We start from the raw sequence: 17,455 nt of genomic DNA on the forward strand, positions 1-17,455 counted from the left end.
CCAATGGCGCCTCCTTTCGGTTACGCCCGCGCGTACCAAGCCCAGTCAATCCTGACGGCCAGCCCGGGCCAGCTCGTCCTGATGTTGTTTGACGGCTCCCTCCGGTTCTTGAATCAGGCCAGGGAGGCCTTCGCCCAGGATCAGGACAGCCCGCGCAGGATCGAAAACATCAACGCGTCGCTGGTCCGCGCGCAGAACATCATCGTTGAGCTCCGCGCCACCTTGAATCTCTCGGAAGGCGGAGACTACGCCGCCACCCTCGATCGACTGTACGAGTACTACCTGCGCCGCCTCATCGAGGCAAATATACGGAAGCAGGTCGAGCCGGTGATCGAGGTTTCAAATCTGATACAGCAGCTCCGCGACGGTTGGGCGGAGATGCTCCGAAAGGAATTCACCAACCATTTCGACGCCACCCGTGGTGTCGCCTGATGACAATGGAACGTCCAATTCAAACCGTCGAACGCCTTGTTGCGGCTCTGGAAATCCTCGCAGGACAGGAAGCGATCCAAATGGCGGAGGAGTCCTGGTCGGAGCTTTCCGCCACTCAGGAACGCGCCGCAGCCATCGTCGATCGCCTGTCGGTACTCATGTCCGACAACAAGGTGAGATTCGGACTCCACCCCGAAATCTATTCCCGCGCCCACGCCATCACGCGCGCGCAAGGAATAAAAATTTCCATGCTCACTGAATGGATGGAAAAGACTGAAGAGGAGCTCAGGGCGCTGACCGCCTCAGGTCAGAAAATCCGCTCGATCGGCCCCGCCTATCGAAACCGGATGGAAGACGGTGCCTCAGGTTCGTTTTACTGCCAGGGATAGCCGGGCCCCCTGCCCCATCCCTCCCTGTTCGAAGGAATCACCCAACCGCAACAAGCGGTTCCGCGGCGACAGCCGCTCGTTCAGCACCGTTGGGTTGCATCGGCAATGCAGCCACGGATCCCGCCACCCATGCCAGCGCGATGCTTTCCGCCGATTCGCGCCAATCGTGATCCGCCCGATGCGGGTAAATTGCATGAATCAACGCATCGGCCTGACCAGCCCGCATGAGCGCCGCTTTGACGCAAATCTGTCCATCCGCCATCGTAAAACTCTGCAGGGAAATGCTCCCGCCATCCTCAAATGACATGCGAGCCAAACCCTTGTGATAGCTCACCGAGCGTTGCACGGACTGCCTGTCGAGCGCAACCCCTTGTTCAATCAATGCACTCTGAACGAGCGAAAGCAGCGACAATAGACGAGGCGCCATACGAGAAGTGTGTTCCCGGGTCCTTCGGCCCGCATCGGCGATTTCTTTAGCGGAATACTTCCGCAGCACGCCAGTTCTGATCCAGTCGAGGCAGGACCCTTTTCCGAAATCACGAACATGAAGCTCGGTGAACAGCAGTGAAACCCGCAACCTTTCCTCGCCCCCGGAGAAAAGTTCACGCTTCATAGGGTGTCCATGATCCGTTCTCTGGAGAATTCAACCGACGCGGTGGCCATTTTGGGCGGCTCCAACGGTGATCTCATCGTGGATGTCAACACCGCCTTTGAACGCGTCACGGGCATCGCTCGCTCGACAGCCCTGGGAAGCTGCCTGTCTCAGGTGATTGGCAGCGGGTCGTGGCATGCAATCGACGAGTGCCTTCGGCTCTCACAGATGTTCCGTGGCACCGTTGGAATTTCGCGAGGGAATGGCTCGGTTCTTCACCTTGATGTCTCCACCTTTCCCGCCCCGGGTGCGGAGGAGGACAGCGTTCGCTGGGCGGTGGCTCTGCGCGACGTCTCAGAGCAGGTCGAACGGGATCGCGCCCTGCATCAGAGGGAGGAGCAGCTCCGACTTCTGGCCGAATCCATTCGCGATCTGGTTGCCGTCCACCGCCCAGGGGACGGTGGCTGTCTCTACGCTTCGCCGGCGGCGCGGACAATACTCGGCTACGAGCCAGAGGAGATGATCAACCGTTCACTTTACGAGTTGATTCACCCCGAAAACCTGGCGCAGGCGCGAGAGATCTTTGACGGCCATGTGAACGGACGCCCCGAGAGCACGTTCGTTCATCGCATGCGTCGCCGGGACGGAGGCCATGTCTGGGTTGAAACCACAAGCAAAACCAGGTCCAGCAAGGACTGTTCCCCGGAGATTGTGTCGACGATGCGCGATGTCAGCCGCCGGAAGGCTGCCGAGGCTTCTCTGACCGCGATGCATGGGCTCTTGAGCGCCGTCCATGAAGCCGTCCCTCTCGGGCTCTGCCTGCTCGACAGCGGAGGCAGGGTTCAGCTCTGCAACCGCTCATTCTCCGCTCTGTTTTCCGCAGAGCCCGCCGGGCTCGCAGGCAGGCCCATCACACCGAGAATCCCCATCCAGGACATTGAGGCTGCCGCCAGGCGCCCAGGCGCGCTTCACACCACCACGCTCAGCCGTCGCGAGGGCATGGACTTCCCCGCCGAACTATCCGTCACCCCGGTCCGCTTCACCAGCGAGACATGGCGCCTCGTCACCCTGACCGACCTGACCGAACGCCGCCGCATCGAGGCCCGATTGCGCGAAGCCGGCCAGCTTGAGAGCCTTGGAACCCTCGCGGGCGGAGTTGCCCACGACTTCAACAATCTCCTGACGATCATCCTCGGATACGCGGGATTGCTGGTCGATAGCGCCGGTGATCCCGTCGCATTGAATCGCGCGGCTCAGGCGATCATCGAGGCGGGCAGCCGGGGAGCGGAGGTCGTTCGCCAGCTTCAGCTTTTTGCGAACCAGCACGATCTTGAGTTCACGATGGTCGACCTGCGGGGTCTGATCGAGGACACCATCGAAAAAACCCGCGCGGACCGCCCTTCGCATGTCCTGGTGTCCTGCACTTTCAACCATGAGCACGCTCGCATCCCGATGGACCCCACCCAGGTGGCGATCGGACTGCAGCAGCTGCTGCGCAATGCCTGCGATGCGATGCCTCAGGGCGGCACAATACATGTCCTCACTGGAGATCATCCCCCGCCGGGCATCGCGGCCGGCGAGTTTCCCGCCTCGCTGTGGGTGACGATTGAGGACAATGGAAGCGGCATGGATGATTCGACCCGGGCTCGAATCTTTGAGCCTTTTTTCGCCAGAGACAGAGGCTCCGCAGTTCGCGGCCTTGGACTCGCCGTCGTATACGGCATCATGCGTGCACACCACGGAATGATTGAGGTTGAGAGCACTCCGGGACGGGGAACCCGCGTCCATCTTGCGTTTCCCCGAGCCTCGATCGACGACAGGCAGGATCCTCATCCGGGCACGGGTGACCGCAGCCCTGCGCCCGTTCCACGCTCCACGAAGCACGTGCTCGTTGTCGAAGACGAAACCGACATCGCTCATCTTTGGGAAGACATCTTCACGTCGGAGGGAATTCCCATGGTCTGGGTTCGAAGCGGAGAGGAGGCGCTGCGCCATCTCGCGGACCACCGCGACGAAATCGGCGTGCTCTTTTCCGATATCGGACTGCCGGGCATCAACGGCTGGCAGGTCGCCCAGCATTTTCGAGCCGAACTGCCAAACCTCCCGCTGATACTTGCAAGCGGCGCCTTCAGGCCGGGCGATCGCACCCAGGCCAATCTGGCTGAACCACTCGTCTGCCTTCCGAAGCCCTTTCCTCCCGCAGAAATCGTCTCACACATCCTCGCCATGCTCCCGGCAGCCAACTAGCCGTCGCGCCATCGATTTGACGCTTTCAGAAATCAAGCGAAGCGCATTGATTCCCACTCGCATCCGCCCTACCGAACTGAGCCAACCCATGTCTCTCGAACGAATCCTGGTCCTCGACGACGAGCCGATCATCCAGAAGGTGCTGGAGGAACTCTTTCGCCGCAAGAAATACACCGTCAGCATCGCCGGTTCGATCGCCCAGGCGGAATCGATGATTGCGCGCGAGAGTTTCGACCTGGTGATGCTTGATGTCCGCCTGCCAGATGGCGATGGCCAGCAGTTGCTTGAACGTCTGGCCACGCTGCCCGACAAGCCGCTTGTCGTCATGATGACCGGACATGGCACCATCGAGAGCGCGGTCGCGTGCATGCGGAGCGGCGCGTTCGACTACCTGATCAAGCCGTTTTCTCCATCCCAGATCGAAATCGTCCTCAAGAAGGCCGATGCATTCCGGCAACTGGTCAAGGTCAACCGCTACTTCAGTGAGCAGGATGGCGGCGATGGTGACCTGCTGGGCAGAACTCCACCGATTCTCCGCCTGCGCCAGCTCATCGAACGTGTCGCTCCAACGGATGCCACCGTGCTGATCACCGGAGAGAACGGCACCGGCAAGGAGATGGTGGCCCGGGAGCTTTGGAAGAACTCCCCCAGGCGCGCCGAGGCCTACATCAAGGTCAACTGCGCGGCACTCTCCGAACAATTGATCGAGAGTGAACTGTTCGGACACGAGAAGGGCTCGTTCACCGGCGCGACGGATCGGCGTGAGGGGCGCTTCGAGCTGGCAAACCGCGGCACGCTCCTGCTCGACGAGGTTTCGGAAATCCCCGCGAATCTCCAGGCAAAGCTGCTGCGCGTGCTGCAGGAGCGCGAATTCGAGCGCGTCGGAGGCACCAAGACCATCAAGGTCAATGTCCGCATCCTCGCGACCTCAAATCGCGATCTCATGCAGTTTGTGGAGCGCGGATCCTTCCGCTCCGACCTGTACTATCGCCTGAACGTTTTCCCCATTCAGGTGCCGGCGCTGCGCGAGCGTCCCGACGACATCCTGCTGCTCGCCGACTCATTCCTCCGTCGTTTCGCGCGCAAGCACGGTGTCAAGATTCCTGGCTTCACCGACAATGCATCCGCCGCCCTGATCAACTATCCCTGGCCTGGAAATGTCCGGGAACTCCAGAACACACTGGAACGCGCCGTGATCCTCTCGGAAGACGGACGACCTGTCACGACAGCCGCCCTTGGACTTCCCTCGCTCGCCCGCTCCGCCAGTCTCCTGGGCATGCAGCACCCCGCGTCATCCCCGCAGCCGGCGCCGCCCCCCGCTGCCGCCGGTTTCGCACCTGTCCAACCGACCGGGCCATCGGTCACCGACACCTGGACACCGCCGTCGGCCGCGGCGATGCATCCCGAGTCAACAGGGAGTCGGGAACCGCCTGAAGATTCAGTCGACGATTCCGGGATTGCCGCGTCGGATTCCGGGAAAATCGCGCACGAGGTCATACCGTTGAATGAACTCGAAAGGCGGGCGATTCTCGCCGCGCTTAGGAGCACGGGAGGCAATCGCACCCGCACCGCTGAACTTCTCAATATTTCGATTCGAACCCTGAGAAACAAGATTCATGAATACCGAGCCGAAGGATTGGAGATCGAGTCCGGGCGCGACTGATCGGTAAGCCGGCCGAATGGCCGGCGTTTTCCTACTCCACGTTGGCGATCTGCTCCCGAATCCGCTCCAGCTCGTTTTTCAGCTCAATCACCGCACGGGAAATGACCATGTCATTCGCCTTGCTTCCCATCGTGTTCACCTCGCGCCCCATCTCCTGCAGGATGAATTCGGCCTTTCGTCCGATCTCAGCGTCCGACTTCAAGAGGGACGTCAGTTGATCCAAATGGCTCCTGAACCTCGTGAGCTCCTCCGAAATGTCGCAGCGATCAGCAAACAGGGCGATTTCACGCAAAACACGCTCGTCGTTCAATTCAAGCTCGAGTCCTGCCTGTCGCAGCCTGGTCAACAACTGGTCCCGGTAGTTGGAGGAAACTCCGGGCGCGCGATCAGCAATCGCATCGGCATGCATCTCGAGCTTCCCAAGCCGCCCAAGGAGATCAGTGAGCAACGCTGTCCCTTCGCGGGCGCGCATCGACGCCAGACCCGCGAGCGCCTCGTCCAGCACCGAGATCACGGGATCGCGCACCATTTCAACAGGCGGCGGATCATCGATTCCGTGCTGCGAGCTGGCTATGCTCCAGAGCAGTTCCGGCGTCGGAGTGAATCTGACGCCGCGGCGCTCCGCGAGCGCCGCCAGCCGCTCAAGCGCGACCTCAATGGCCGTTTCATTCCACACCGGCGCATCCCTCTCTGCACATCCGCTCAGCTCGAAATCAACCTGCACTCTGCCTCGCGTCACCGCTCCTCGGACACGCTCCGTGACCATCGCCTCAAGGGCCGCCCACACATCGGGGAGCTTGATCGTGAGATCAAGGGTCTTCCTGTTGACCGAGCTCACCTGCACCGTGACCGTGCGATCTCCGATTCCTGCGCTCGCCCGGCCATACCCGGTCATGCTGCGCATGGGAATTCCTCCTCCGGTCTGCGAATCACAGTCATAGCTTCACATCCAGCATCCGGGCCACCTGGTTGACATCCTTGTCGCCGCGGCCGGAAAGGTTGATCACCACGATCTGATTGCTGCGCAAGGCGCGCGCGCGCTTCATGCCGTGGACGAGCGCATGCGTGGATTCCAGCGCTGGCAAAATTCCCTCCAACCTCGAGACAAGCTGGAAAGTCGATATCACTTCATCGTCGCAGGCGTACGCGTATTCGATGCGGCCCTGATCCCGATAGAAGGCGTGCTCCGGCCCGATCGCCGCGTAGTCGAGACCGGCGCTCACCGAGTGGGTCAGTTCAATCTGACCATCCTCGTTCTGCAGAATGTATGTCTTGCTCCCCTGGAGCACGCCAAGACGTCCGCCTTCGAAACGGGCCGCGTGCTCGCCGCGACGAATGCCGCGCCCGCCCGCCTCGACTCCGATGAGCTTCACACCGCCGTCGCCCAGAAAATCGAAGAAGAATCCAATCGCATTGGAGCCACCGCCGACGCACGCGATCATTTCATCCGGGAGGCGGCCTTCGCGGGCCAGCAGTTGCGCCTTCGCCTCCCTCCCGATCATCCGGTGAAAATCGCGCACCATCATCGGATACGGATGCGCGCCCAACGCCGATCCGAGAATATAGTGCGTGCCTCGCACGTTCGTGACCCAGTCGCGCATCGCCTCATTCACCGCATCCTTCAGGGTTCTCTGCCCCGCCTCCACACTGCGAACCTCGGCGCCCATCAGGCGCATGCGGAAAACATTGAGCGCCTGCCTCTCCATGTCGACAGCGCCCATGTAAACCACGCACTCGAGACCGAACTTGGCGCACACCGCCGCGGTGGCGACCCCGTGCTGCCCCGCACCCGTCTCGGCGATGATGCGCTGCTTGCCCATTCTCCTGGCGAGCAGCGCCTGGCCGAGGGCGTTGTTGATCTTGTGTGCTCCGGTGTGAAGCAGGTCCTCCCGCTTCAGGTAGATTTTTGCTCCGCCACAATACTCGGTGAGACGACGGGCGAAGTAGAGTTCCGTCGGACGCCCGGCAAATTCCTTGAGGTGTCCCGTCAACTCCTCCTCGAACGCTGGATCCCGTCGTGCCGATGCATAGGCATCCCCCAGCTCGGCAAGCGCGGTCATCAACGTCTCCGGAACAAAGACGCCTCCATATCGGCCAAAATGGCCGGATTGGTCCGGCAGAGTCTCGGGATTGATGATATCAGTCGCAGGCATTCGAACAGGCTAGGCGAATGTGGTTCCCGCGTGAAGGGAGAAAATGGACCGTTCGCCCTCGGCCACTCACGCAGACCCGCGAAGCATTGACCTCGTTTGAGAAGGTTAGCTCATGCGGCCAGGGTGTCTGAAGTACTTGACTCCCGGCAATCCATCCAAATCAGAGTCCTGGGTAAGCAGATTGGCTGACGCAATTCGTGCGGTTGCGTAAATTATTCCGTCAGCCAATGTCAGCTTGAAGCGATGACTTATTTCGGCCGCGATAACGGCCAGCCTATCATCAAGCGCGACGACCTGCCCCTGTTTCATGGTGGCTGCTGCAGCCAGGGCATGCGACAATGACGCTTCACGCAAAGTCCATCGATAAACCTCGGTAATTGAAATGGATGGAACCACCAATTTCCCTGTCGAACGTATCGCTGCAGCGAAATGCGAGCTGTTGGGGCCGCCGGTAAAATACTCGATCCACCCCGAAGAGTCCACTACCGTAGGCATCGATCGGCTTCGCGCTTGAAGGTATTGCGGACATTCTTCAGGAAGCCTTCCATCGCAGCAACAGGACGGATGGGAACAAGTTCGATCCTGTCCTCAAGCTGCACAATCTCCACCTTGTCGCCCGGCGCCAATGAGAGTCCCTCTCGAACTGCCTTCGGAATCACTATCTGAAATTTTGGAGAAACAGTTACAGTTGTCATATCGATCGAACATCGGTATTACGATGTGTATATCGATGCAAGTCTGAAGAGACCCATTCTCGCCCGAAATTGCCCGACCCGTGTCGGAAGGCCGCGGTTGCCCAGTCCGTCTCTCGCAACCACTTCTTGAAGTAATACAGGCATCGGTAATACTTCTGAAATGAACATTACCAGCAAGGGCCAGGTCACCATCCCCCAGCGGATCCGGAACCGGTTCGGACTCAAGCCTGGAACCCAGGTTGATTTCGTAGCCGAAGGCGGCAAGATCGTGCTCAAGCCACGAAAGCGCAAGGCCCGCATGGGTGAGGAGTGGCTGGCCGAAGCGAGGGGGTGCCTGCAAACGACCAAGACCACCGATGAACTGATGCGGCTCACCCGCGGGGGGATCTGATGCCCTGGCTCCTCGACACCAACGTCCTCCTTGACATCCTGACCAACGACCCGACGTGGGCAGAGTGGTCCTCGGACCAGTTCCGTCGCGCACAGACCAAGGGGATTGTTGTCAATCCGATCATCTTCGCCGAACTCGCGGCACATTTTCCGCGAAAGGAGGATCTCGATCACTTTCTGCGGCCGTCACTCTTCAAACGCCTGCCCCTTCCCTATGAAGCGGCATTCTCCGCCAGCCGCGCCTTTCTCGCCTACCGGCGATCCGGTGGGGGAAAGACCTCCCCGCTGCCCGACTTTTATATCGGAGCGCACGCGGAGCACGACGGCTTGACCCTGGTGACTCGAGACGCGGCAAGATACCGGACATATTTCCCGAACGTGCGGCTGGTCACCCCGAAGGACTCATAGGGCGCTCCAACCTCCGGCGACCGGAATGGTTCAGGCGGGGCGGAGCCCGAGCCCCGCCACCTACGGCTTCTCCTCGTCTATCCGCTTGCGGAGGAAATGCAGCACATCCTGGAACTTGCCTCGGTTCCCCTCCTCCGCCTCGACAAGATTTTCATGGGCCTGCAGCGCCACCTTCGCCTGCTCCAGCTCACTGCGATCCACACAGGGGATCGCCTGAGCCGCTGTTGCGGACTGGGTCGTCCCTTCGGCCTCCTCGATATTGAGGATTCGGTGCAGCCCGAGGTTGCGCACCAATTCAAGGTTTCTTCCCTCAATCCGCAGCAGGGTCAAACTGCCCGGAGGGGCGTGCTTCCGCACCTGCAGCGCCGCACCGGCCAGCACGCCCAGAAACGTGCTGTCCATGCCGGTGCACCCGCCAAAGTCGATCGTGAACCGATACCTTCCCTGGTCGATCAGCGCCTTGACGAAGTCCTGAAGACAGGCGCTGTTCTGAAACGAGGCGCGGCCCTCGATTCGTATGGCGACGGGATCAGCTGACACGTCAGCCAGGTAAACGGAATTGTGACTCTCCAACATGACAACCAAGCCTCTCCTGCCTGTCTGAACACCAATGCCTACGACCTCGCGATGATCTGCCGGAGGACGTAGGGAAGAATTCCGCCGTGCTGATAGTAATCGATCTCTATCGGCGTATCAATGCGGCAGCGCACGCCGACATCCTCGACGGAACCATCCTTCCGTGTGATCCGAAGCGTCAGATCCTGCTGCGGCTTGAGTGCCGTCTCGAGTCCGAGAACGTCATAGGTTTCGCTGCCATCGAGACGAAGACTCTTCGCCGTGACGCTCTCCTTGAATTGAAGCGGAAGCACGCCCATGCCAACCAGGTTGGATCGATGAATGCGCTCGAAACTCTGCGCCGCAACCACCCGCACGCCCAGCAATCTGGTTCCCTTGGCCGCCCAATCGCGCGAGGAACCCGTGCCATATTCCTGCCCCGCAATCACGATCAGCGGCACTCCCTTCTGCCCGTACTTGATGGCCGCATCATATATCGAAAGCTTTTCCCCCGAGGGTTGATGGATCGTGTTGCCACCCTCCTCCCCACCCAGCATCAGGTTCTTGATGCGGACATTGGCAAAGGTTCCACGGGTCATGATGCGGTCATTGCCGCGCCGCGATCCATAGCTGTTGAAGTCCTCAAACGCCACCCCGTGCTCGAGCAGATACCGGCCCGCCGGCGAGGATTTCTTGATCGCACCGGCCGGAGAAATGTGGTCCGTCGTGACCGAATCGCCAAAAATCCCGAGGGCACGCGCACCCTTGATCTCGCGCATGGCACCCGGTGTCATCGAAAAGTCCTCAAAGAACGGCGGCTCCTGAATGTAGGTAGAGCCTGCTTCGAAGTGATAGACATTCCCGGCTGTCGACGGGATTTCGTTCCACTTCGGATTCTGGGAGGCGAAATCCGCGTACAGCCTGCGGAACACCTCCGGCCTGAGGGCCGCCTTGAGGTGATCACGAACCTCCTGCAGGGTCGGCCAGAGATCCTTCAAAAACACCGGCCCGCCCTGCTTGTCGGTGCCAAGCGGCTCCTTCGAAAGGTCAATATCGACACGCCCGGCCAGGGCAAACGCAACCACCAGCGGCGGCGACATCAGAAAGTTTGCCTTGATATTCTGGTGAATGCGCGCCTCGAAGTTGCGGTTGCCCGAGAGCACCGATGCCGTGACGAAATCGTTCTTCACAACAACATCCTCAATGGCTGAGGAAAGTGGACCGGAATTGCCGATGCAGGTCGTGCAGCCGTAGCCGACAGTCTGGAATCCAAGCTTGTCAAGGTAGGGCTGCAGGCCCGTCTTCTCGAGATATTCGGTCACCACGCGCGAACCGGGAGCGAGCGAGGACTTGACAATCGGGTTGACCCGAAGGCCGCGTTCAACGGCACGCTTGGCAACGAGACCCGCTGCCAGCATGACGGACGGATTCGAGGTGTTGGTGCAGCTCGTGATCGCGGCGATGAGCACGCTGCCATGCCCCAGGTCACCCGCCTGCTTGTTCACAATCGGAAGCATGGGGTCGGGGGTCGGCGTGGGCCGGTTGTTGGCCATTTCGAGTTCCGTAAGCGGATTGGTGTTCAGTGCCAGCGACCTTGCGAGCTTCACCGGCTCCTGACTCCCTCCTCCGGCGGACTTGTGCACGAATCCGCCATCCACATGGGCGCGCCGGCCAATTTCCTCCGGCGGCTTTCCAAATCCATTCTCAGTCAGCGGCCGTGAGAATGCCGTGACAAACTCCTGCTTCAACCTGGGCAGCTCAATGCGATCCTGCGGACGCTTCGGGCCCGCCACGCTCGGCACCACCGATCCCAGATCAAATTCGAGTTCGCTCGAATAGTCGATGTCGCCCTTCCGGGGCATGCCCCAGAGTCCCTGAGCCCGATAGTACGCCTCGTAGAGCGCCACCGATTTCTCGTCGCGCCCCGTCGACCGAAGGTAGTTCGTGCATTCCTCGTCCATGGGGAAGAATCCCATCGTGGCGCCATATTCCGGAGCCATGTTTCCAATAGTGGCACGATCGACCACAGGCAACGCAGCGGCTCCGGGCCCGAAAAATTCCACGAATTTGCCGACCACCTTCGCCTTGCGCAGAAGCTGCGTGAGCGTGAGGGCCAGATCCGTGGCCGTGACTCCCTCCCTGAGCGCGCCGGAGAGATGAACGCCGACAACATCCGGCGTCAGGAAATACACCGGCTGGCCAAGCATGCCCGCCTCCGCCTCGATTCCGCCGACACCCCAGCCGACAATGCCGAGCCCGTTGATCATCGTCGTGTGCGAGTCCGTGCCCACAAGCGTGTCCGGATAATAGACGCCATTGGCGTCGCAGAGCACTCCCTTCGCAAGGTACTCGAGATTCACCTGGTGCACGATGCCGATGCCGGGAGGCACCACCTTGAAGGTGTCAAAGGCCTGCATGCCCCATTTCAGAAACTGATAGCGTTCGCGATTGCGCGAGAACTCCATCTCGAGGTTTCTCCCAAGCGCCTCCGCGGTGCCGGCAAAGTCCACCTGCACCGAATGGTCGATCACCAGATCCACGGGTACCAGGGGCTCGATGATCTTGGGGTCCTTGCCAAGCCTCGCCGCCGCCGCACGCATCGCCGCAAGGTCCACCAGGAGCGGCACACCCGTGAAATCCTGCAGGACGATCCGGGCAACCACGAAGGGTATCTCCTCCGTCCGGCTCGCAACCGGCTTCCATGCCGCCAGATCGCGAACGGCCTGCTCGGTGACACGTCTTCCGTCACAGTTGCGCAGAAGCGACTCCAGAACCAGCCGAATCGACACGGGAAGCCTTGTCAGCCGGGGGAATCCGGCCGCGGCCAGCGCCGGCAGCGAATAATACGAGTGTGTCGCGCCGCCAACGGAAAACCGTGCCAGCGCATTGAGCGGATTGGAAGAGGACATTGAGGGAAATTCAGAGGAGCATCAGGATGGGTTTCGCCCGGCTGCGAAAGCAGGCGGCAAACAACTCAATGAGCCAGCGCCGCCTTGACCGCATCGAAATTGGGCAGGTCGTGCGGCGTCGGTGTCTGCTCGGCATACTTGATCAAGCCATCCTTTCCGACAACGAACGCGGCGCGGGCCGACGTGTCACCGATTCCAAGCAGCCCAGGGAACAGGACCTTGTACGCCTTCACGGTCTCCTTGTTCAAGTCGCTGAGCAGCGTAATCCGGATGTTGTTCTTTGCCGCCCAGGCTTCCTGCGCAAACGGACTGTCAACGCTGATGCCAACAACCGCGGCACCCAGCTTTTCGTAGTCTGGAAGTCCCGACGTCACCGCGCACATCTCCGTCGTGCACGGCCCGCTGTACGCGAGCGGAAAGAAAAGGATCACAACGGGCTTCCGGCCCAGGAAGTCTGAAAGGGAGACGTCCTTGAGACCTTCAGCGGTCTTGGTTTTCAGGGTGAAGGAAGGGGCCTTGGAACCAACGGTAAGCGGCATGATAAACGAGTGACAGGGTTGACGATTGAGATCGGCGTTGGAAATCCGCCGAATTGGAATCCAAGCCTACCCAGCTCCCTCAAAGCCGCAACCTCGTTTTCCCGCGAGAAGACTGCTTTCTGTTTTCCGATTGCATGCCATAAGAAACGCTCTTGCCGATGATTAAGCCAGCGGCGTTACTCACCCCTTGGCTCTGACATGACTCTAATCGAAGATCTCCAATGGCGCGGCCTCGTCGCCGATTGCACCGACCTTGCCGCGCTGACCAGGCGCCTGAATGAGGGCCCGGTGACCCTGTACTGCGGTTTCGACCCGACGGGAGATTCACTCCATGTGGGCCACCTGGTTCCCCAGCTTCTGCTCCGGCGCTTTCAACTTGCAGGACACCACCCCCTGTCGCTCGCCGGAGGCGCCACCGGCATGATCGGCGATCCGGGCGGCCGTTCGAGCGAACGGAACCTGCTCAGCCGCGAGGAGCTGAATCACAATGTCCAGCGCATCAAGAGGCAGTTGGAGCGACTGCTCGATTTCTCATCGCCAACGAATCCCGCGCGGCTTGTCGACAACGCGGACTGGACCGCATCGGTCACCTTTCTCGATTTCCTGCGCGATGTCGGAAAACACTTCTCCCTCAGCTCAATGCTCGCCAAGGAGAGTGTCAGATCCCGACTGGAGAGTGAATCCGGGATCAGCTTTACGGAGTTCAGCTACCAGTTGCTCCAAGCCAACGACTTCACCCACCTGCGCCAGGCGATGTCCTGCGAACTGCAGATCGGCGGAGCCGACCAGTGGGGCAACATCACGGCAGGCACGGATCTGATCCGGAAAAAGCTGGGCATGCCGGCGTGGGGGCTGACATTCCCGCTGATCACGAAGGCGGACGGCACGAAGTTCGGCAAGTCCGAGGGAGGCGCCGTTTGGCTGGATCCGGAGAAAACCAGCCCGTACCGCTTCTACCAGTTTTTCATCAATACCGAGGACAGCATGGTTGCCGGCTACCTCAGGAAGTTCACCTTTCTCAGCCATGCGGAGATCAACGCACTGGAGGAAAAGCACGCCGCCAACCCCGGCGCTCGCGAAGCCCACAAGGCGCTCGCCAGGGAAATCACCTCGCTCGTTCACGGCCCGGAGGCATGCGCCGATGCGATTCGTGCGAGCGAGATCATGTTCGGGGGCGGACTCGACGGAGTGTCCGCCGAGGTTTTCCGTGACGTCGTCGGCGAACTCCCCGTCACTTCCATTCCCCGCGAAAGGATTTCCGCCACGCTTGCGCTCGCAGAGGCTCTCGTTGCCACAGGACTCTGCCCGTCCAAGGGTCAGGCACGAAAAGACATCGAGGGCGGCGGCATCTACATCAACAATGTCAAGTGCGCGGATGTCGTCAAAACCCTGGGCGCGACCGACATCGTTTTCGACCGGCACATCCTGCTGCGAAAGGGCAAACGCAACTACGCGGTGATGACGCTGGTCGGATGATCCGGGAGGATCATGCCGACCCGTTTTCAGCTAGTCGTCCCGGCGGCCTGAAAGGATCAGAAGAATTTGGAGCAGCGAGCCAAGCGACGCCACAAACGCGGCCACATAGGTTAGCGCTGCGGCGTCAAGCGTCTCATTGACGCCCGGCATCTCATCCCGTCCGAGAATCCCCAGACCAACAAGCTGCTGCTTTGCGCGGCGGCTGGCGTCGAATTCAACGGGCAGAGTCACAAGCTGGAAGAGACAGATGACCGCCAGTGCGAGCGCACCGATCACCAGAAGCTTTCCGCCAATTGCGCTGGAAATCAGGAGAATTCCGGCAATCAGGACAAAGTTGGCCACGCCCGCGGCGATCTTCGTGGCGGGAACAAGAGTCTGCCGAACCGTCATCATCGAATACCCCACCTTGTGCTGGATCGCATGACCGGCCTCATGAGCGGAAACGCCAAGCGCGGCCAGGCTGGTGCCATGAAAATTGTCGTGCGAAAGGGCCAGTCGCTTGTTGATCGGATCGTAATGGTCCGTGAGCTGGCCGGGAACCTCGACGATCTCAACCCCGGAAACCCCCGCCGCGCGCATGACCGCCTCCGCAGCCTCAGCTCCCGTGATGTGCCCGCGGGATGGCACGCGCACATTCTTGTTGTAGGCCTTCGACACCCGGAACTGCGCGTACATGCCGAACAGCATCGGTATAATAACGAGTATAATCCAGATCATCATAGTTTGAAGCGAGTTGGACCGAGGCTGCCCGCAACTCGCGTACACGCAAGTTGGGAGGCAGCCTGTCGGTTACCGCAGAAGCCATGCGGAACGCGCGCGTTTGCAAGGGCAAGCGACACCGAATGGAAACGGCGCAGGAAATTGGAACATCCTGCGCATGGATGCCCCGGGAACGACGGAAGGCCGGTGAAGCGTCAACGACGTCTGCGGTCAATCAGCCGATCGCTGGCACATCCACCCAGCGGCGCTCTGCCCAGGACTTGAGTCCAAGTTCCGCAAGCTGCACACCCTTGGCGCCCTGGAGCAGATTCCACGGGAACGGAGTGTCCTTCACAACGTGCCTGAGGAACAGCTCCCACTGAACCTTGAATGCATTGTCGTAGGTGTCGTTTGACGGCACTCGCGTCCAGCCGTCGAAAAACTTGACGGGGCTGTCGATGTCCGGGTTCCACACGCAGCGCGGCGTCGCCGACAGATGCTGCGCCGTGCAGTCGCGCAGGCCCGCAACCGCAGATCCCTGCGTGCCATCAACCTGGAGGGTCAGCAGGTCGTCGCGTCGGACACGCACCGCCCAGGACGAATTGAAGTGGCACACTATCCCGTTCACGAGTTCGAAGGTGGCATAGGCGGAGTCATCCGCCGTGCAGGCGTACGGTTTGCCCGCCTCATCCCAGCGGGTGGGAACGTGCGTTGCTCCGAGACAGGAAAGGGACTTCACCTCGCCGAAGAGATTCTGAATGACATACTGCCAGTGACAAAGCATGTCCACGATGATGCCGCCGTCCTCCTCCTTGCGGTAGTTCCAGGAAGGCCGCTGCAGCTTCTCATGTTCGCCCGTGAACACCCAGTAGCCGAACTCTCCGCGCACGGAAAGAATCTGACCGAAGAAGCCGGTGTCGATGAGGTACTTCAGCTTGAGCAGGCCCGGCAGCCAGAGCTTGTCCTGCACCACGCCGTTCTTGAGTCCCGCCGCCGTCACTTCGCGGTACAGCGCAAGCGCCTCGGCGGAGGTTGTCGCCGTCGGCTTCTCACAGTAGATGTGTTTCCTCGCGGCGATGGCCTTCCGCACTCCGACCGGTCGCTGTCCCGTGAGCGTTGCGTCGAAATAGACCTGGTTGCCCGCGTCCGCCAGCGCCGCATCGAGGTTGGTGGAGTACCGTTTGACGCCTGCGCGGGCGGCGAGCGCCGCGAGCTTGGCCTCGTTGCGTCCAATGAGGATCGGATCAGGCATGATCGTTTCCGAATCGGACAGCTTTATGCCGCCCTGGTCGATGATCGCCTTGATGGAGCGCAGCAGGTGCTGGTTGGTGCCCATGCGTCCGGTGACGCCGTTCATGATGATGCCGATTTTATGCGTGGTCATGGGATCGAGCCTTTGATTGGGGATGGGAGTGGATTGCGGGTCACAGCATAGCCCCAAATGCAGGCTTGAGGTTAGAACACAACCGGCCAATTCTAGCACACAACCGTCATGCTCGCCTGGAGCCCGATACTCATCCAGCAGATCGAGATCCACGCCCTGGGATTCGTGCTGCGCAAACTCCAGCTCAACCGGCATCGCGCTGCGGAAGTCGCCAGGCACACGCACCCTTATTCGCAACTCATCCTGTACCTCGCGGGAGAAGGTGTTCAGCACATTCGCGAGCAGCGCATCTCGGCGCGCGGGGGGGATCTCTTCATCATTCCGCCCCGGGTGCGCCACGGGTTTTCAACCATCGGCCAGAGCCGTCCGCTCTGTCTCGTGCTCGACTACCAGACGCCGAAAAAGCGCCTCCGCGCCGTGCACCGCAGGCTCCCTCAGCACACCTTGAGCGAGCTGCACAGCCTGCTCGCCCAGGTTCCGACCAAGGGCCGTCCGGCCCTGTCGGACTACCCCGCAATCATCGCAGTCATCGCCCGCCTGCTGGAACCCGCCAAAGCGGAACCCGCTCCGCAAATTGCCCCGCGCAGCTTGTTTGACCGGGTGAAGGCGCGGCTGCGTGAGTCCGTCCGGCTGTCCGATGTCGCAAGGGAATCGGGCTATGCGCGCGACGCTCTGAGTCGGCGACTCAAACGCGACCACGGACTGGGTCTTCGCGGAGTGCGCGACCTCGTCCGGCTGGAGGCGGCCCAAGCCGCCCTGCGGGCAAAAATCCCCGTGTCCGACGCCGCAAGCCAGGCAGGATTCGATGATCCGAACTACTTTGCGCGCTGGTTTCGGCGCAAGACCGGCATGACCCCGAGCCGATGGAAACGGCAGTCGCAGAAGCCTCTGGTCCGTTTCACCTCAGCCTGAGTCCATCGGCCT

At 60.8% G+C, this 17,455-nt stretch carries 18 protein-coding genes; 8 read left to right on the forward strand and 10 right to left on the reverse strand.

Translation table 11 applies throughout. The features are described 5' to 3' along the window. Window positions 1–3: 3 nt before the first annotated feature. Window positions 4–432, forward strand: a complete 429-nt coding sequence (gene fliS, locus HS122_01545; protein MBE7537082.1) for a flagellar export chaperone FliS — start codon at window positions 4–6, stop codon at window positions 430–432. Window positions 433–437: 5 nt separating this feature from the next. Next, a complete protein-coding gene (locus tag HS122_01550) occupies window positions 438–821 on the forward strand; it encodes a hypothetical protein (GenBank protein MBE7537083.1) in 384 nt (127 codons plus the stop codon). A gap of 37 nt (window positions 822–858) precedes the next feature. Here the strand turns inward: HS122_01550 and HS122_01555 are convergent, their stop codons facing one another. Continuing rightward, the gene (locus HS122_01555; GenBank protein MBE7537084.1) at window positions 859–1,248 is read right to left on the reverse strand and encodes a hypothetical protein; all 390 of its coding nucleotides are present in this window, start codon (window positions 1,246–1,248) and stop codon (window positions 859–861) included. A gap of 195 nt (window positions 1,249–1,443) precedes the next feature. On the opposite strand from HS122_01555, the gene HS122_01560 reads away from it, so the two are divergent. Further along, window positions 1,444–3,660, forward strand: coding sequence for a PAS domain S-box protein (locus HS122_01560; GenBank protein MBE7537085.1), 2,217 nt, complete (start codon window positions 1,444–1,446; stop codon window positions 3,658–3,660). Window positions 3,661–3,748: 88 nt separating this feature from the next. After that, window positions 3,749–5,323: a sigma-54-dependent Fis family transcriptional regulator gene (locus HS122_01565; protein MBE7537086.1), complete on the forward strand. Its 1,575-nt coding sequence runs from the start codon at window positions 3,749–3,751 to the stop codon at window positions 5,321–5,323. A gap of 31 nt (window positions 5,324–5,354) precedes the next feature. Here HS122_01565 and HS122_01570 read toward each other — a convergent pair whose 3' ends face one another. The 4 genes from HS122_01570 to HS122_01585 form a co-directional block, all read right to left on the reverse strand. Further along, window positions 5,355–6,227 carry a YicC family protein gene (locus HS122_01570; GenBank protein MBE7537087.1) on the reverse strand — a complete coding sequence of 291 codons (873 nt, stop codon included), beginning with the start codon at window positions 6,225–6,227 and terminating at the stop codon, window positions 5,355–5,357. Window positions 6,228–6,258: 31 nt separating this feature from the next. Then, window positions 6,259–7,476, reverse strand: a complete 1,218-nt coding sequence (gene trpB, locus HS122_01575) for a tryptophan synthase subunit beta (GenBank protein ID MBE7537088.1) — start codon at window positions 7,474–7,476, stop codon at window positions 6,259–6,261. Window positions 7,477–7,581: 105 nt separating this feature from the next. Then, entirely contained in the window at window positions 7,582–7,971 is a 390-nt protein-coding gene (locus HS122_01580; GenBank protein MBE7537089.1) for a type II toxin-antitoxin system VapC family toxin, read from the reverse strand. Then, on the reverse strand, window positions 7,959–8,171 hold the full coding sequence (locus tag HS122_01585; GenBank protein ID MBE7537090.1) for an AbrB/MazE/SpoVT family DNA-binding domain-containing protein: 213 nt from the start codon (window positions 8,169–8,171) through the stop codon (window positions 7,959–7,961). The genes HS122_01580 and HS122_01585 overlap by 13 nt, the downstream gene beginning before the upstream one ends. Before the next feature lie 160 nt (window positions 8,172–8,331). Here HS122_01585 and HS122_01590 point away from each other — a divergent pair, with 160 nt between their 5' ends. Continuing rightward, entirely contained in the window at window positions 8,332–8,562 is a 231-nt protein-coding gene (locus HS122_01590; GenBank protein MBE7537091.1) for an AbrB/MazE/SpoVT family DNA-binding domain-containing protein, read from the forward strand. Next, the gene (locus HS122_01595; GenBank protein MBE7537092.1) at window positions 8,562–8,969 is read left to right on the forward strand and encodes a type II toxin-antitoxin system VapC family toxin; all 408 of its coding nucleotides are present in this window, start codon (window positions 8,562–8,564) and stop codon (window positions 8,967–8,969) included. The genes HS122_01590 and HS122_01595 overlap by 1 nt, the downstream gene beginning before the upstream one ends. Window positions 8,970–9,029: 60 nt before the next feature. On the opposite strand, the gene HS122_01600 is transcribed toward HS122_01595, so the two are convergent. The 3 genes from HS122_01600 to HS122_01610 all read right to left on the reverse strand — a co-directional run bounded on the left by HS122_01600 (window position 9,030) and on the right by HS122_01610 (window position 12,972). Beyond that, a complete protein-coding gene (locus tag HS122_01600; protein MBE7537093.1) occupies window positions 9,030–9,545 on the reverse strand; it encodes an STAS domain-containing protein in 516 nt (171 codons plus the stop codon). 38 nt (window positions 9,546–9,583) lie between these two features. Next, on the reverse strand, window positions 9,584–12,433 hold the full coding sequence (locus HS122_01605; protein MBE7537094.1) for an aconitate hydratase: 2,850 nt from the start codon (window positions 12,431–12,433) through the stop codon (window positions 9,584–9,586). Window positions 12,434–12,498: 65 nt separating this feature from the next. Beyond that, window positions 12,499–12,972 carry a redoxin domain-containing protein gene (locus HS122_01610; protein MBE7537095.1) on the reverse strand — a complete coding sequence of 158 codons (474 nt, stop codon included), beginning with the start codon at window positions 12,970–12,972 and terminating at the stop codon, window positions 12,499–12,501. 198 nt (window positions 12,973–13,170) lie between these two features. Here HS122_01610 and HS122_01615 point away from each other — a divergent pair, with 198 nt between their 5' ends. Next, entirely contained in the window at window positions 13,171–14,448 is a 1,278-nt protein-coding gene (locus HS122_01615; GenBank protein MBE7537096.1) for a tyrosine--tRNA ligase, read from the forward strand. Between the two features lie 30 nt (window positions 14,449–14,478). Here HS122_01615 and HS122_01620 read toward each other — a convergent pair whose 3' ends face one another. Beyond that, window positions 14,479–15,165 carry a zinc metallopeptidase gene (locus HS122_01620; GenBank protein MBE7537097.1) on the reverse strand — a complete coding sequence of 229 codons (687 nt, stop codon included), beginning with the start codon at window positions 15,163–15,165 and terminating at the stop codon, window positions 14,479–14,481. Window positions 15,166–15,382: 217 nt separating this feature from the next. Beyond that, window positions 15,383–16,531, reverse strand: coding sequence for a Gfo/Idh/MocA family oxidoreductase (locus HS122_01625; GenBank protein ID MBE7537098.1), 1,149 nt, complete (start codon window positions 16,529–16,531; stop codon window positions 15,383–15,385). Window positions 16,532–16,639: 108 nt separating this feature from the next. Between HS122_01625 and HS122_01630 the strand changes: the two genes are divergently transcribed. After that, entirely contained in the window at window positions 16,640–17,443 is an 804-nt protein-coding gene (locus HS122_01630) for a helix-turn-helix transcriptional regulator (GenBank protein ID MBE7537099.1), read from the forward strand. Window positions 17,444–17,455: the final 12 nt, after the last annotated feature.

This window comes from Opitutaceae bacterium, assembly GCA_015075305.1.
In the GTDB taxonomy this organism is placed as follows: domain Bacteria; phylum Verrucomicrobiota; class Verrucomicrobiia; order Opitutales; family Opitutaceae; genus UBA6669.

Bases quoted from the DNA above. Each gene is read 5' to 3' on its own strand.
- fliS (MBE7537082.1), top strand. From the start codon at position 4: ATGGCGCCTCCTTTCGGTTACGCCCGCGCGTACCAAGCCCAGTCAATC.
- HS122_01550 (MBE7537083.1), top strand. From the start codon at position 438: ATGGAACGTCCAATTCAAACCGTCGAACGCCTTGTTGCGGCTCTGGAA.
- HS122_01555 (MBE7537084.1), bottom strand. From the start codon at position 1,248: ATGGCGCCTCGTCTATTGTCGCTGCTTTCGCTCGTTCAGAGTGCATTG.
- HS122_01560 (MBE7537085.1), top strand. From the start codon at position 1,444: ATGATCCGTTCTCTGGAGAATTCAACCGACGCGGTGGCCATTTTGGGC.
- HS122_01565 (MBE7537086.1), top strand. From the start codon at position 3,749: ATGTCTCTCGAACGAATCCTGGTCCTCGACGACGAGCCGATCATCCAG.
- HS122_01570 (MBE7537087.1), bottom strand. From the start codon at position 6,227: ATGCGCAGCATGACCGGGTATGGCCGGGCGAGCGCAGGAATCGGAGAT.
- trpB (MBE7537088.1), bottom strand. From the start codon at position 7,476: ATGCCTGCGACTGATATCATCAATCCCGAGACTCTGCCGGACCAATCC.
- HS122_01580 (MBE7537089.1), bottom strand. From the start codon at position 7,971: ATGCCTACGGTAGTGGACTCTTCGGGGTGGATCGAGTATTTTACCGGC.
- HS122_01585 (MBE7537090.1), bottom strand. From the start codon at position 8,171: ATGACAACTGTAACTGTTTCTCCAAAATTTCAGATAGTGATTCCGAAG.
- HS122_01590 (MBE7537091.1), top strand. From the start codon at position 8,332: ATGAACATTACCAGCAAGGGCCAGGTCACCATCCCCCAGCGGATCCGG.
- HS122_01595 (MBE7537092.1), top strand. From the start codon at position 8,562: ATGCCCTGGCTCCTCGACACCAACGTCCTCCTTGACATCCTGACCAAC.
- HS122_01600 (MBE7537093.1), bottom strand. From the start codon at position 9,545: ATGTTGGAGAGTCACAATTCCGTTTACCTGGCTGACGTGTCAGCTGAT.
- HS122_01605 (MBE7537094.1), bottom strand. From the start codon at position 12,433: ATGTCCTCTTCCAATCCGCTCAATGCGCTGGCACGGTTTTCCGTTGGC.
- HS122_01610 (MBE7537095.1), bottom strand. From the start codon at position 12,972: ATGCCGCTTACCGTTGGTTCCAAGGCCCCTTCCTTCACCCTGAAAACC.
- HS122_01615 (MBE7537096.1), top strand. From the start codon at position 13,171: ATGACTCTAATCGAAGATCTCCAATGGCGCGGCCTCGTCGCCGATTGC.
- HS122_01620 (MBE7537097.1), bottom strand. From the start codon at position 15,165: ATGATCTGGATTATACTCGTTATTATACCGATGCTGTTCGGCATGTAC.
- HS122_01625 (MBE7537098.1), bottom strand. From the start codon at position 16,531: ATGACCACGCATAAAATCGGCATCATCATGAACGGCGTCACCGGACGC.
- HS122_01630 (MBE7537099.1), top strand. From the start codon at position 16,640: ATGCTCGCCTGGAGCCCGATACTCATCCAGCAGATCGAGATCCACGCC.